The following is a 13,171-nucleotide window of genomic DNA, read 5'->3' as shown; positions in this document are numbered from 1 at the left end:
CTGCTGGTTTGAACGTGTGATAGCGAGTGTAGTGCTGTGATGGATCGTGCACTTAAAATGGTCTATTACGATGATGCGAATGTCGAAAAGGACATTTTTGCACAGCTTTCGCTTGCCCAGAAACATTTTCAAGGCGATGGAATGCCGCGCGACGAGTCTGCGACCCGTCGTATTCTGGACCAGATTCACCGCCAGAGCCGTGCATTTGCAGCCGTTTGCTATGGCTATATGCGTAGCAAGGGACTCGGTGTTTCCGAAGATCTGGGCGAGGGGCAGCAGTGGTACCGTGAAGCGGCCTACTGGTTCCATGAAGAAGCATCCTCTGGCGAACCGGTTTCGGCCAATAATCTTGGTTATCTGTATGCCAAGGGATTGGGCGTTCAGGAAAATGCCGAAACCGCCGCTCACTGGTTTGAAGAAGCCATCGAGTTCGGTTCGGTCGCAGCGCTTTATAATCTTGGTGTCTGCTATCTGAATGGCTGGGGCGTTGCCCAGGATGACGAAAAGGCAATCGAATATTTCGAACGCGCCAGCGATCTTAACGATCCGTCTGCGGCCAGCGTTCTTGCCTATCTTTATCTTGAAGGCCGCGGCGTGCGCCGTGATCCGGCAAAATCGTTTGAATTCAACATGCGCGCAGCACGCGCCGGCAGCATCGAAGCCGCATCCGCACTTGGCTATGCGCTGGGTGTCGGGCTTGGCGCGGAACGCAATATTGCCGAAAGCATCAGCTGGTTTGAGCTTGCCGCAAGCGAAGGCGATGCCTATGCGCAGGCAAACCTTGCTATGTATTTCTGTCATTCGCCGGATTTGAAGCTTTTCAATCGCGGCTGGACCATGTTGATGAATGCCTGCGATCAGGGCGATGCATCTGCGAAATATCAGATGACGCAAATCCTGATTTTCGGCGTGCCCCATCGCGAACCCGATTATTCCAGTGCGCTTGATCTGGCGATGGATCTGGCCGAGCTTGGGCATCCGGGTGGTTATCACCTGATCGGGGTGATGTATGAGCATGGTCTTGGCGTGCCGGTTGATATGGCGCGCGCTGCCACCTGGTATGAACGTGCGGCCCGCAAGGGTTCCGCGAATGGCCAGGCAGCCCTTGGGCGTCTCTATGCGATTGGCAGTGGCGTCGAACAGGATAACATTCTTGCCTATTACTGGCTGCGGATGTCGTCACCGACAGAAGGCAGTCAGGCCCAGCGCGAGATGGGGGCAATCCACGCCCGCATGACAGAGCGTGAACGTAACATTGCGGAGAAATTCGTGGCCGACAACCCTGGTCCGCGCCGGGGCAGCTTTGGTCTGAAACCGCTTGAACAAGATGTATTCAAGACCGTCAGACGACGGTCCTGACGGTCTTGCGCACGATGTGCGTATGGGGGATCTGGCAACTGCCAGAGTGCCTGAGTCTAGGGAAGTAAAGGGGTGAAACCCCGAAAAAAGCCGCCAGCTTGTGCTTGGCGGCTTTTATCATTGTGGTCGATGCTGAGTTACCCTGGCTAACGCCCGAAACTTTCGACAAGCGATCCGGCAATCAGGTACCAGCCATCGACCATTACAAAGAAGATAAGCTTGAATGGCAGGGAAATGATGACCGGTGGCAGCATCATCATCCCCATCGACATCAGGATACTGGCGACCACCATGTCGATGATCAGGAACGGAATAAACAGCAGGAAGCCGATTTCAAACGCGCGGCGCAATTCGCTGATCATGAAAGCCGGGATCAGGGAGCGCAGCGGAATGGTTTCGGGGGTGGTGACTTCAACGCCGGCCAGATTGACAAACAGCTGAAGGTCACGTTCACGCACCTGCGTCATCATGAAATCATGAACCGGTCTTACGGATCGCTCGAACCCTTCGAATTCGTCAATATTGCCGTTGATCATCGGCTGCAATCCCTCGTCCCAGACGCGTTCCAAGGTCGGCATCATGATAAACAGTGTCAGAAACATCGCCAGACTGATCAGGACCTGGTTTGGGGGGGATTGCTGAATGCCAAGAGCGGTCCTGAGCAGGCTGAGCACCACGATGATTCGGGTAAAGGACGTCACCATCATCAGGATGGCAGGTGCAATGCTCAGAACCGTGATCAGACCGATCAACTGAATAAGGCGACCCGATGACGTCACACCGGGGCCATCACCAAGATCAAAATTAAAGGTCTGTGCCTGAACCGTGTCGCCACCGGCAATCAGTGCGATCAAAGGGATCAGCGACCAAGTCGCACACAAGGTCAACCAGCGCGGCGCGTGCCATCCTGTTTTGCCCGGTTGTGTCTTGGGGGCAGTGGGTGTCTTTAGGTCGGTGCGGCTCATGCAGGGTTGTTCCTGTCGTTGGTCGTCGGGCGCGGACCGGTCGGGGTTGCTTCGGGTATATCTGATGACGTATCGGCTTTGTCTTTCTCGGGGGCAAGGTCGGTGGTTGATGTGTCGATCAGATCAACAAAATGGGTGCCGATATTGCGTTCAATCACCATATCGCCCTGCGGACCAAGCATGACAAGATGTTCGGTATCATCGCGACGCAGAAGAACAAGTCGTCTTTTTGTGTCGACCGGAACAACTTCAACCACGGACAGGCGACGCTTCGAACCCCGTCGGTTGATATTGCGCGCACCGGGAATAATCCGCCGTGCAACCAGTGCGAAGATGCCAATAATCCCCAGCACAAAAAGCAGAGCGGCAACAAACCGGTAATAGGCGCTTAAATCCATCAGGTCGCTTTCCCCGTGAACAATCCCGAACTCTGGTCAGAATGACCGATGTGATTGTTGTCTGTGTTTGCCATCGGTATTTCTGTTTACCGCGCCACCGACATACAGGCAAGTTGCCATCGAACAGATCATCGATGGCAGTTTGTTTGAAATCAGCCATTTGGCCGGTCACGGCCTATTTGGTGCGGGCAGCCTGCGCATAGGCATTTGTTGCCTGTGCGGTGTTACTGATGCCGCGCAACTGGCGCTGAATATCGGAATATTCTTTCTGCATGTTGGTTTCGAGCTGTCCGAGTTCGTCACCAAGAGCGGCCAAAAGCGGCGCAATGTCGCTACGCTGTTCGGGATCCATGGCGCGTGCCTGTTCACACAGATCGGCAATCCGGTGTTCAAGGGCCGATAACTCGACAACCTTGCCATCGTCCAGATATCTCTGTCCGGTCCGGATCAGGGACAGAACGCGTTTTAGATCCTTCTTGAACTGATCGGGCTTGAATTGTTCAGGGCTCATGACTGGCCTTCCCCGTTGCGATCAAAATTTCGATCAAATGATGTCGTCGCCTTGACCGTGTCTTGTGGTTCGGTCTTGCTGCGTGACGAACCACCGTAAATGCGGTTGATCCGATAGATGTAGTTCAGAATTTCGGCAACAGCCGCAAAGGCCTCCAGCGGGATTTCGCTATCGACATCGACTGCCATCAGAATTTCAGCAAGATCACTGTCCTTGCGGACCTTGATCCCGTTGGCAAAAGCGACTTGCAATATCTGTTCCGCAACGCTGCCTTCGCCCTTGGCACTTAATATGGGGGCATTGTCACGTCCATGTGCATACCGAAGTGCGACGGCTTTCTGGCCATCTTCGCCCGGTGCCGCAAGATTGCCTGTCCTGCCTGCCGGTTCGTCGGTGATGTCATAGGTGGTTTTTTTCCCGCTCATACGACCCTTCAATTCAGGACGCTGTTGCCTGATCTCTTCATCAAGCCTCGACCATAGATCAGAGATGGTCAACAAATCGTTGTCGAACCAGCATCGGACAGGCGAGGAAATTCTCGAAGAGAAAAAAGCGGGAGAGAGCCGGATCGGGGGTCAATATCCTGGCTACCTGCCCGGAAGATGACGGTGCCTGTTGCCAGGCAAAAGATATATTACAGGCGCCGGTCATTCCGGCCTTGCCCGGATCAATCAGCTGTTGCCGACATTCTCGTCGGTGTCTGCTTCTTTTTCGTTGGTGTCCTTGGCCGGACTGTTCACCCCGCCGAGATGGCGAATGATGTCTTCGCTAACGGCCGCCGAACGGTTTTCTTCCTGAATACGGTCATAGAGTTCGCGTCGAAGAACCTGAACATCTTCGGGGAAGGTAAAGCCAAGCTTGACGGTCTTGCCACGGACCTCAACGACGGTGACTTCGATATTGTCATCAATGACAACGGAGTCGCCAACTTTTCGTGTGAGATAGAGCATACAGTGTCCCGGTTTCGATAGATGGCAAACAAAATTTACCAGATCGGACACAATATGCCCGCTTTCAAACGCGGGGTCTAGTGCCCGCCGTTAATTGGGTGAAATGCCGTCAATTTCAAAGATCTTTTGGTCTTTGGCACGCTTCATGCATTTCAGTTTGCAAGGTCAATCGAGGCGGCAAAATCATCCGTCCGGGGGATCCGGTCCCGATCAGGGCGATGGCGTTAACGTCGGCTTTACCCGCGCAATCAATACTCGGAAAGCGCAGACAAGGAGCAGGAAATGGATATCGGCAAACTTGGCATGTTCGCCAACATGAAAGAAAAGATGGACTGGCTGACACAGCGCCAGGAAGTCATTGCGCAGAATATTGCCAACTCCGATACGCCAAACTACCGCGCCAGCGATCTCAAGAAATTCGACCCGAAGAATATTGGTCGTGACCGCCAGTTCATCCTTGCGATGGAGGCAACCACGCCGGGCCATAGTCAGGGGCTTCAAAAACCCCAGAACTTCAAGGACGAGGAAGTGCGCAAGAACTATGAAGTCGCGCCGGGCAAAAACGCCGTCATCCTTGAAGAACAGATGGTCAAGATGAACGAAAACCAGGTCGATTATCAGACCATGACCCGGCTGTATGCCAAACAGAAATCAATGTTCATTTCGGCCCTTGGTCGCGTGTAATCCGAAGCTGGAGAGTTAGAACCATGGAACTTTACAAGGCTTTTAAAATCTCGGCTGCCGGCATGCGCGCACAGGGAACCCGTCTTCGTATTGCTGCGGAAAACGTGGCCAACGCCGACAGTCTTCCGACCGCACCGGGTCAGGACCCGTATCGACGCAAGCTTCTGACCTTCAAGAACGTCATGGATCGTGAGGTCGGTGTGGAAATGGTCAAGGTCAATAAGGTAATGCCAGACCGTTCCGATTTTGGTATGAAGTACGAACCAAGCCATCCGGCGGCCAACGATCAGGGCTATGTTCAGACCCCGAATGTTGAAACGCTTGTTGAGATGATGGATATGCGTGAAGCACAGCGTTCCTACGAGGCCAACCTCAATGTGATCCAGTCTTCGCGCAGCATGTTGCTCAAGACCCTTGATATTCTGCAATAGGCAGTCGATATCCAAAGACAGTTAAGACGCTTAAGGAACAAGACCCATGGTCGCCAGCTTCAACGATGCCATTTCTGCCTACCGCAATGCGGCCTCGGGCAAGACCAATACCGTTGCGGAAACCGTAACCGGCACCGGTACGAAGGTGAATCCGGGGGAAAGTTTTGCCGACATGGTTCGTGGTGCTGCTCATGATGCGCGCGCGACCATGGCCAACAGTGAACAAATGACCCAGAAGGCCATCACCGGTGACGCGGAACTCCATGAAGTTGTCACGGCGGTTTCGGCAGCCGAGGTAACCCTGCGTACTGTGGTCTCGGTTCGTGACAAGGCTTTTGAAGCCTATCAGAGCATTTTGAACATGCCGGTCTGATCTTTTATGTGATCGACATCCTGTGACAGAACCGCACGTCAATCGTGCGGTTTTTTGTTTTGGGCAGTCGGGGATACAGGAAATCATGGCAATCATGTCGCCAAATCCTGTATGAATAACAGTGGTACTTCAATGTACTGCGTATGAAGGCGAGGCGGGAAGACCGATGGATCAAGCTGAAATCATGGATGTGGCCTATGACGCGGTGTGGACACTGCTGAAGGTGACCACGCCGTTGATGCTAATTGCGCTTGGTGTCGGTCTGATTATTGCGCTGTTTCAGGCCCTGACCCAGATTCAGGAAATGACACTGACCTTTGTTCCGAAAATCCTGGTGATTTTCATTGCCCTTCTGGTGTTGCTGCCGTGGATGATCACGGAGATGACCGAGTTTATGGGGCGGATGGTCGATCATTTCATCGGGTTACCCAATTAGCGACGAAACGGGGATGCTGGCCCAGAGCGCGTCCGGAACGCTTCTGATGCAAGGCGGTCAAAGACAAGATGGATCTTCAGGAGCTTCTTACGCTTAATGTCTATGTCGTCCTGATGACATTCGCCAGGGTGGGGGCGGCGTTTGCCTATATGCCCGGCATTGGCGCGCGTTCGGTTCCTGCACGAGCACGTCTTGTTTTTGCGTTCTGGGTTGCCGTGGTGATTTCACCGCTTGCCGGGCCGTTATTCCCGCCACAGCCGGCCGATGCACCATCGCTTTTGCTTGTGATCGGATATGAAGTGACGGTCGGGCTGTTTTTCGGACTGTTCGCACAGGTCATGATGGCAGGTATTCAGACAGCCGGGTCGATTATTGCCTATCTGTCCTCAATGGCGAACGCCTTTACTGCTGATCCGCTTTCAGGGGCGCAAAGTGCGGTGACGGGCAACCTTTTGATGCAGATTGGTTTGGTGTTACTGTTTGCAACCGGGATGGATCATTTGATGATTCAGGCGGTTTTTGAAAGCTATTCCCTGTTCCCACCGGGTGGAGTCCTTCCGGTAGGCGATATGAGCGAATTCTTTTCAAGGGCATTGAACGACAGTTTTGTGATTGCGATGCAGATGTCGGCACCTTTCCTGATCGTTGCCATCGTTTTGCAGATTGCCCTGGGCTTGCTCAATAAACTGATGCCGCAATTGCCCGTCTTCTTTGTTGCGATGCCAATTCAGATTGCGCTGGCCTTGCTTTTGTTGACCTTGGCCCTGCCATCCATGATGATGGCATATCTTGGATATTTCGAGAACGGGCTTGAGGCGTTTCTCAATCCGTAAGGCGGATTGGCCGGGCAAGGTTCCGGTATCCGCCCAGCATGAGTTTATGCATGGCAGAAGAAGACGACAGCCAAAAGACAGAAGACCCCACAAGTAAAAAGCTTGAGGATGCCCGAAAAAAGGGTCAGGTGCCGGTTTCCAAGGAAGTCGGTAACTTCATGCTGTTGTTTGGTGGTGGTCTGGTCATCCTGATGATGGGGCCGACCATGGCCCAGGGCGTGCGTGACCTTGCTGTCGGTTTTATCGAACATCCCCATATGCTTGATGTATCGAATGCCGGGATACCCTTGCTGTTCAAGGATGTCATTCTGGGCATGCTTTGGGTATTGGGCATTCCGTTTGTGCTTTTGGTGTTTTTTGCCGCTGCCGGGCATATCATGCAAAACGGTATTGTTGTTGCCGCTGAACGGATCGAGCCGAAACCCGACAAACTCAATCCGCTCAACGGGCTCAAGAACCAGTTTTCGCTAAAAACCCTTGTCGAGTTTGTCAAAAACGTCAGCAAGATTGTGCTGGTAGGGGTGGTTCTGACCGTCGTGATCATGCCCGAACTGCTTGATATCGAACTCTATCCCCAGATGTCGCTTGGCCTGACTCTTGAACGGCTTTACGACATGATTGTGATCTTGCTGATCGCGACAATTTCACTGACGGCGGTGATTGCCGGGCTCGACTTTGCCTATCAAAGGTACGAGTTCAACAAACAGATGAAAATGTCCAAGCAGGAAATCAAGGACGAATATAAGCAGACCGAAGGTAGCCCGGAAATCAAGGCCAAGGTCCGTCAGATCAGGATGCAACGCGCCCAACAACGCATGATGTCGAACGTGCCAAAAGCCGACGTTGTCATCACCAACCCGACGCACTATGCGGTGGCCTTGCAATATGATGTTGGTGCGATGGCAGCCCCGGTTTGTGTTGCCAAGGGGCAGGATAATATCGCGCTTAAAATCCGTGAAGTCGCCGAAGAACACAAAATCACGATCATGGAAAACCCGCCGGTTGCCCGTGCCCTGTTCGCAACCGTGGAAGTCGATCAGGAAATCCCGCCAGAACATTATAAGGCCGTTGCAGAAATCATCTCCTTCGTCTTCCGCCAAAAAGGCAAGAAGCTGGGTTAGGGCGAACAGCACCTGTTCAGTTTCCTGTCATGTTTCCCCGTCATAGAAACTGTAAAAATTCTGAATTGTAGCGATCTGGATCAAGGCAGATTTGGTAGGTCGCGATAATCTGAATATTGCAGTTCCCTTTTGGTGGTTATCATACTATACGAATGTAATGCGTTCTCGTTCGTGTGAGTTCGTGCGACGGTCAGAGATGGTGAGATTAATCTGATGAATTTAAGGATATCCGGGCAGATTTTCCTGTCTAATGCGATCATCGTTGTTATGTTGATCATCGTAGCTATTGGTATCGGTGCTGTTAATTCAGACGGCCGTCAGGCAACATCGGAGGCGGTAAGGATCGGTGTTGTTGCCAGCACGGATATCCCTGATCTGATCAAAAGTATCGAAGGCGCACGCTATAACGTCATTCAGGTTCAGCAATGGCTCAGCGACATTTCCGCAACTCGCGGGCTTGATGGCCTTAATGACGGTTTTGACGAGGCAGAAGTCGCGGCAAAGGGGCTTGCCGAGAACCTTATTGTCGCGAAAAATCTGGCCAAAAAGCTTGGTCAGACAGAACTGTTGAGTTCGCTTGATATCGTCGAGGCTGCCTTCCCTGCTTATTATGAAGCTGGCAAGAAAATGGCGCAGGGTTACATCGATGGTGGCCCGGAAGTCGGCAACAAGATGATGAGCAGCTTTGACGATGCCGCCGAGAAGCTGTCTGCGGCACTGGAAGTTGCGGTCGACAATACAGATACCTACGCGAGTTCTGTCGAAGCGGAACTGGTTGAGAAGTTGGTCGGCCTCGAAAAAAATGTACAGTCGATTTTCTGGCTGACAACATCTGTTACCGTTGCCTCGATCCTGATCTGTGCGCTGATTGCGTGGGTCATGCATCGCCGTATTTCCAGCCCGGTCGCCCAAAGTGTCAATATGCTCGGTCAACTGGCCGATGGTAATTATGATCTGTCGCTCAATAAATCGGATCGCAAGGATGAAATCGGGGATCTGGTTCGGGTGATGCATGTCTTCCGCGAGACAGGTCTGAGTAACCTTAAAATGCGCGAGCAGCAGGAAGCTGATCGCAAAGAGGCTGAAAAACAGCGACAGCAATCATTGATGCAGATGGCTGAACGGGTTGAAAGTGAAACCCGCCGTGTTGTTGAAATGATTTCCGGGCAGACCAATGAGCTTGCAAATGCTGCCCAGCGTATGTCGAGCTCGGCTGATCTGGTTCAGGGGAATTCCGAAACCGTCGCGGCAGCATCTTCGCAGGCACTGGCAACCGTCGAAGCCGTCGCCGGCGCGGGTGAAGAACTCAATTCTTCGCTTGGTGAAATCAACGGTCAGATTGCACGGGCCAACCGTGTCAGCGAAGATGCTGTTGAAGCAAGCCGTTCGACCGAAACCACGGTTTCACAGCTTGCCGACAGTGTCCGCGGCATTGGCGAAGTGGTTGAGCTGATTTCCGGTATTGCTGAACAAACCAATCTTCTGGCCCTGAATGCGACGATTGAAGCTGCCCGTGCCGGTGACGCTGGCAAAGGTTTTGCCGTGGTCGCGCAGGAGGTCAAAAACCTTGCGACCCAGACCAGTCGTTCGACTGATGAAATCGCCCGCCAGATTTCTGAAATTCAGGCGGTAACGGACTCTGCGGTCAAGGCTATGGCAATGATTGCCGAGAAAATTCACGAGATGGACGAAGTTTCGACCGCGATTGCTGCTGCTGTTGAAGAACAGAGTGCTGCAACGGCCGAAATCGCGCGCAACGTCAGTGAAACAGCATCAGCTTCGCGCGAAGTCTCGATGCGGATCAGCGAAGTTTCAACCGAGGCTTCCGAAACTGGTCGTATGGCCGCTGAGGTCGGAACGCTTGCACAGAATGTGGCAGACGCCGTCCGTGATCTGCGCGTTGTTCTGGTGGAGGTTGTTCGTACCTCGACATCCGATGTTGATCGCCGGACTTCCAAGCGTCATCCGTCTGTTGTCGAGATTTCCTATCGCTATGGCGGCAAATCCGGACGGGCCAAACTTGAAAACGTCTCGGAAAAGGGGGCATTGCTGGTGTCGAATGAAAACTTTGGCAAGGGCAGCAAGATCGATCTCGAACTTCCGGGCATTTCTGGTTCCATGCGGGCGGTTGTCCGCAATGTCAGCGACGGCAATGTTAGTGTCGAGTTTGATGGAACAAAACTTGACGAAGCACAGGTTAAACGCTTGGCGCGTTAAAAGACAAAGCATCGCAACGGGCTTGCATCGTCGTGATCGCCCGACAATCTGATGAGAAGGCAGGACCGGAAATGGTTCTGCCTTTTTGCTGTTTGATCAGCGGTGTTTTGTGTGGTTGGTCGAAACAGTGACGGCGCGGGATAAAGGTGTCGGCAAAACTTGCCGGTAGCCAGTCGCGTGATAACCAGCTAAAAGTATAGACTATTTTGATAAGTTATTGTCGTTAAAGGCGGTCGCGTGCTGTTTCGGGGGCTCATCCTTGCTGTAAGTGTCGCATTTGTTGTGTTTGTCTTTGTCCTGATGGATGTTCTGGCAAAGGCAGGCCTTGATGCGCGTTTAATGTGGATCATCGGTGCGATGGTCACGGGCGTTGCCATTATTTCGGTGGCGGCGCTGGCCCTGTCTGCGCGCTGGCGCAATGGCGGTCATTCCGAGCTCGGACCGCTGATTTCCGGTTTTGGCAAATCCGACATCGGCATTGCGCTGATTGATGCCTATGGCCGCACCCTTTATGCCAACCCTGCCTTCTCACGCAAACTTGGTATCGAACCCGGATCGGACATGTTGTCCGCGCTTGAAGCGCGCCTGTCGTTTCTGGGGATCGGGAGTGACGATCTGGCCGAACTGCGCACACGTGCAATGCGTGGTGAGAGCGGTCAGATGTTTGTTGATCTGTCGCGTTCTGAAAAGTTCGAAGCCGATAACGCAACTTCCGAAGATGCCGCCGCGCCTGACGGCGGCGAAGCAGAAAATACTGACGTCGATAACACGGTTGATGCAGCCAAAAATGCGGAAGCGGGAGCAGTTGTCTGCCTGCGCATTTCCGTGACCGAGGCAAATGCCCGTGCCGGTCAGATGCTTTGGACGGTTGATGGTGTTGATGGCTCTGTCATGTCGGAAAGCGGTGCTTCGCTGTTGCTGCCATCGACCGAAAGCCAGCCCAGCTTTGCCCTGTCTGCACCGATTGCGCCTGAAATGGTGTCGAGCTTGCCGGTTGCCCAGGCCGCGGGCGGGTTTGAGCATGCCGATCAGATGATTGAACGGCTTCCGGTGGGGGTATGCGGGCTGGATGAAGAAGGCCGCATTCTTTATCTCAACCGTCGTCTGGCAAGCTGGCTTGGCGGGGAACCCGAAGAGTTCAATGACGGTACGGTCGAACTGGCTGACCTGATTGTTGGCGACGGGATCAACGGTGAAGTCAAATTCAAGGTGTCTGGCGGTGAACCCATTCGCTGCTTTGTGACCCATTCGATCAATGCACCGGGCACAGGTCCGGTCCGCAGTCAGGCCGTGATCTTCCCTGATCCGATGCCCGCCCATGAATGGGAACACGCCCTTGCCGAGACCGAGCGCCGGGTGCGCTGGTTCTTTGATGAAAGCCCGCTTTCGATCGTTCTGGCTGATATGTCGGGCACGGTGACCGATGCCAACCGTGCATTTATGCAAACCGCCGGTCAGAAGCATTCCAATGTCGTGGGGCGCTCGATCCTTGAGCTGATCCTGCCCGAGGATCGTGATGAAGTGGCCCGCTATTTGTCCAAGGCCGTGATGGGCATGGGTAAGGGCGGTCAGATCGAAGCCCGCCTTGCAGGTGCCCGAGGGGTGGCCGCGCAGATTTATCTGCAACGTGTGGCGGGCCGCTCAGGCGAAGCCGGGGCGTTGCTTCTGAACTTCCTGGATACGACCGAACAGAAGAACCTGGAAGAACAGTTCGCCCAGTCCCAGAAAATGCAGGCTGTCGGTCAGCTTGCCGGTGGGGTGGCCCATGACTTCAACAATCTTCTGACCGCGATGATCGGGTTCTGTGATCTGCTGCTATCGCGCCATGGGCCGGGTGATCCGAGCTTTGCCGACATCATGCAGATCAAACAGAATGCCAATCGTGCTGCCAATCTTGTCCGGCAGCTTTTGGCGTTTTCCCGTCGTCAGACCCTGCAGCCGAAAATCATCAATATCACTGATGCGCTTGCAGAAATGTCGAACCTGCTGCGTCGTCTGATTGGCGAGAAGATTGATCTTAAAGTCACCCATGGCCGTGACATTGGTCTGGTCAAGGTCGATCCGGGCCAGCTTGATCAGGTGATCATTAACCTTGTCGTCAATGCGCGCGATGCCATGGCGGGTGAGGGCGGAACGCTGACGGTTCAGACCAGCAGCGAGATCGTCGATGAACCGACTGCAACCGGCACCGAAGTCATTCCGCCCGGCGATTATATCGGCATCAAGGTGACCGACACCGGCATCGGCATTCCCAAAGACAATCTGACCCGCATTTTCGAGCCCTTCTTCTCGACCAAGCAGCGTGGCGAGGGGACCGGTCTTGGTCTTTCGACGGTTTATGGCATCGTCAAACAGACTGGCGGCTTTATTGCGGTCAATAGCGAGGAAGGCAAAGGCACGACCTTTACCATCTATCTTCCGCGCTATGAGGCGACCGAACAGGAACTGGCCGAAACCCAGGCCGTAACCGAAGAAGCCCCGTCACGCGATCTGACCGGGACCGGTGCGATCCTTCTGGTCGAGGATGAGGATGCAGTGCGGACCTTTGGCGCGCGTGCCTTGCGCAGCAAGGGCTATGACGTGCTCGAAGCCAATAATGGTGAAAACGCGCTTGAGGTCCTCAACAAGACCGACAAGACCATTGATCTTGTGATTTCCGATGTCGTCATGCCCGGCATTGACGGCCCCAGCCTGATCCGCATGCTGCGCGAGAAAAAACCGGAACTCAAAGTTATCTTCATCTCGGGCTATGCCGAAGATACCTATCGCGACGAGCTTGACGAGGAAAACGGTGTGCATTTCCTGCCCAAACCTTTCTCGCTCAAGGATCTTGCGACCAAGGTCAAGGAAGTCCTCTAATCACAAAAAAGGCGACCAGCATGCGGTCGCCTTT

Annotated in this window: 14 protein-coding genes; 9 read left to right on the top strand and 5 right to left on the bottom strand. The window is 53.6% G+C overall.

The features are described from left to right. Window positions 1–39: 39 nt before the first annotated feature. Window positions 40–1,359 carry an SEL1-like repeat protein gene (locus tag ACTU44_RS18205; RefSeq protein ID WP_114098498.1) on the top strand — a complete coding sequence of 440 codons (1,320 nt, stop codon included), beginning with the start codon at window positions 40–42 and terminating at the stop codon, window positions 1,357–1,359. Between the two features lie 146 nt (window positions 1,360–1,505). Here ACTU44_RS18205 and fliP read toward each other — a convergent pair whose 3' ends face one another. From fliP to csrA, 5 genes are all read right to left on the bottom strand, one after another. Continuing rightward, complete coding sequence (fliP, locus tag ACTU44_RS18200; protein ID WP_181850272.1) at window positions 1,506–2,324, bottom strand: flagellar type III secretion system pore protein FliP; 819 nt, start codon at window positions 2,322–2,324, stop codon at window positions 1,506–1,508. After that, window positions 2,321–2,722, bottom strand: coding sequence for a FliO/MopB family protein (locus ACTU44_RS18195; protein ID WP_114098499.1), 402 nt, complete (start codon window positions 2,720–2,722; stop codon window positions 2,321–2,323). Before ACTU44_RS18195 ends, fliP begins: the two co-directional genes overlap by 4 nt. 175 nt (window positions 2,723–2,897) lie before the next feature. Beyond that, window positions 2,898–3,233 (bottom strand): hypothetical protein, encoded by a 336-nt coding sequence (locus tag ACTU44_RS18190; protein WP_114098500.1) that lies wholly within the window; start codon window positions 3,231–3,233, stop codon window positions 2,898–2,900. After that, entirely contained in the window at window positions 3,230–3,658 is a 429-nt protein-coding gene (locus ACTU44_RS18185) for an EscU/YscU/HrcU family type III secretion system export apparatus switch protein (RefSeq protein ID WP_114098501.1), read from the bottom strand. The genes ACTU44_RS18190 and ACTU44_RS18185 overlap by 4 nt, the downstream gene beginning before the upstream one ends. Before the next feature lie 246 nt (window positions 3,659–3,904). After that, the gene (gene csrA, locus ACTU44_RS18180) at window positions 3,905–4,183 is read right to left on the bottom strand and encodes a carbon storage regulator CsrA (RefSeq protein WP_114098502.1); all 279 of its coding nucleotides are present in this window, start codon (window positions 4,181–4,183) and stop codon (window positions 3,905–3,907) included. 282 nt (window positions 4,184–4,465) lie between these two features. Here csrA and flgB point away from each other — a divergent pair, with 282 nt between their 5' ends. The 8 genes from flgB (at window position 4,466) to ACTU44_RS18140 (ending at window position 13,137) form a co-directional block, all read left to right on the top strand. Then, entirely contained in the window at window positions 4,466–4,867 is a 402-nt protein-coding gene (flgB, locus tag ACTU44_RS18175; protein WP_114098503.1) for a flagellar basal body rod protein FlgB, read from the top strand. 23 nt (window positions 4,868–4,890) lie between these two features. Beyond that, window positions 4,891–5,298 (top strand): flagellar basal body rod protein FlgC, encoded by a 408-nt coding sequence (gene flgC, locus ACTU44_RS18170; protein WP_044829525.1) that lies wholly within the window; start codon window positions 4,891–4,893, stop codon window positions 5,296–5,298. Window positions 5,299–5,344: 46 nt separating this feature from the next. Then, window positions 5,345–5,671: a flagellar hook-basal body complex protein FliE gene (gene fliE / locus ACTU44_RS18165; RefSeq protein ID WP_114098504.1), complete on the top strand. Its 327-nt coding sequence runs from the start codon at window positions 5,345–5,347 to the stop codon at window positions 5,669–5,671. 166 nt (window positions 5,672–5,837) lie between these two features. Further along, the gene (gene fliQ / locus ACTU44_RS18160) at window positions 5,838–6,107 is read left to right on the top strand and encodes a flagellar biosynthesis protein FliQ (RefSeq protein WP_068517466.1); all 270 of its coding nucleotides are present in this window, start codon (window positions 5,838–5,840) and stop codon (window positions 6,105–6,107) included. 68 nt (window positions 6,108–6,175) lie between these two features. Next, window positions 6,176–6,940, top strand: a complete 765-nt coding sequence (gene fliR, locus ACTU44_RS18155) for a flagellar biosynthetic protein FliR (protein ID WP_114098505.1) — start codon at window positions 6,176–6,178, stop codon at window positions 6,938–6,940. A gap of 50 nt (window positions 6,941–6,990) precedes the next feature. Beyond that, window positions 6,991–8,061, top strand: a complete 1,071-nt coding sequence (flhB, locus tag ACTU44_RS18150; RefSeq protein WP_114098506.1) for a flagellar biosynthesis protein FlhB — start codon at window positions 6,991–6,993, stop codon at window positions 8,059–8,061. 213 nt (window positions 8,062–8,274) lie between these two features. Then, window positions 8,275–10,278, top strand: a complete 2,004-nt coding sequence (locus ACTU44_RS18145; RefSeq protein WP_114098507.1) for a methyl-accepting chemotaxis protein — start codon at window positions 8,275–8,277, stop codon at window positions 10,276–10,278. A 237-nt stretch (window positions 10,279–10,515) separates the two neighbouring features. Then, window positions 10,516–13,137 (top strand): hybrid sensor histidine kinase/response regulator, encoded by a 2,622-nt coding sequence (locus ACTU44_RS18140; RefSeq protein WP_114098508.1) that lies wholly within the window; start codon window positions 10,516–10,518, stop codon window positions 13,135–13,137. Window positions 13,138–13,171: the final 34 nt, after the last annotated feature.

It is taken from the genome of Thalassospira sp. SM2505 (assembly GCF_054901115.1).
The sequence above is the reverse complement of the archived record's forward strand: the minus strand, read 5'-3'. Positions and strand labels throughout refer to the sequence as shown.

Coding starts and splice junctions, on each gene's coding strand:
- ACTU44_RS18205 (WP_114098498.1), top strand. CDS start 40: ATGGATCGTGCACTTAAAATGGTCTATTACGATGATGCGAATGTCGAA.
- fliP (WP_181850272.1), bottom strand. CDS start 2,324: ATGAGCCGCACCGACCTAAAGACACCCACTGCCCCCAAGACACAACCG.
- ACTU44_RS18195 (WP_114098499.1), bottom strand. CDS start 2,722: ATGGATTTAAGCGCCTATTACCGGTTTGTTGCCGCTCTGCTTTTTGTG.
- ACTU44_RS18190 (WP_114098500.1), bottom strand. CDS start 3,233: ATGAGCCCTGAACAATTCAAGCCCGATCAGTTCAAGAAGGATCTAAAA.
- ACTU44_RS18185 (WP_114098501.1), bottom strand. CDS start 3,658: ATGAGCGGGAAAAAAACCACCTATGACATCACCGACGAACCGGCAGGC.
- csrA (WP_114098502.1), bottom strand. CDS start 4,183: ATGCTCTATCTCACACGAAAAGTTGGCGACTCCGTTGTCATTGATGAC.
- flgB (WP_114098503.1), top strand. CDS start 4,466: ATGGATATCGGCAAACTTGGCATGTTCGCCAACATGAAAGAAAAGATG.
- flgC (WP_044829525.1), top strand. CDS start 4,891: ATGGAACTTTACAAGGCTTTTAAAATCTCGGCTGCCGGCATGCGCGCA.
- fliE (WP_114098504.1), top strand. CDS start 5,345: ATGGTCGCCAGCTTCAACGATGCCATTTCTGCCTACCGCAATGCGGCC.
- fliQ (WP_068517466.1), top strand. CDS start 5,838: ATGGATCAAGCTGAAATCATGGATGTGGCCTATGACGCGGTGTGGACA.
- fliR (WP_114098505.1), top strand. CDS start 6,176: ATGGATCTTCAGGAGCTTCTTACGCTTAATGTCTATGTCGTCCTGATG.
- flhB (WP_114098506.1), top strand. CDS start 6,991: ATGGCAGAAGAAGACGACAGCCAAAAGACAGAAGACCCCACAAGTAAA.
- ACTU44_RS18145 (WP_114098507.1), top strand. CDS start 8,275: ATGAATTTAAGGATATCCGGGCAGATTTTCCTGTCTAATGCGATCATC.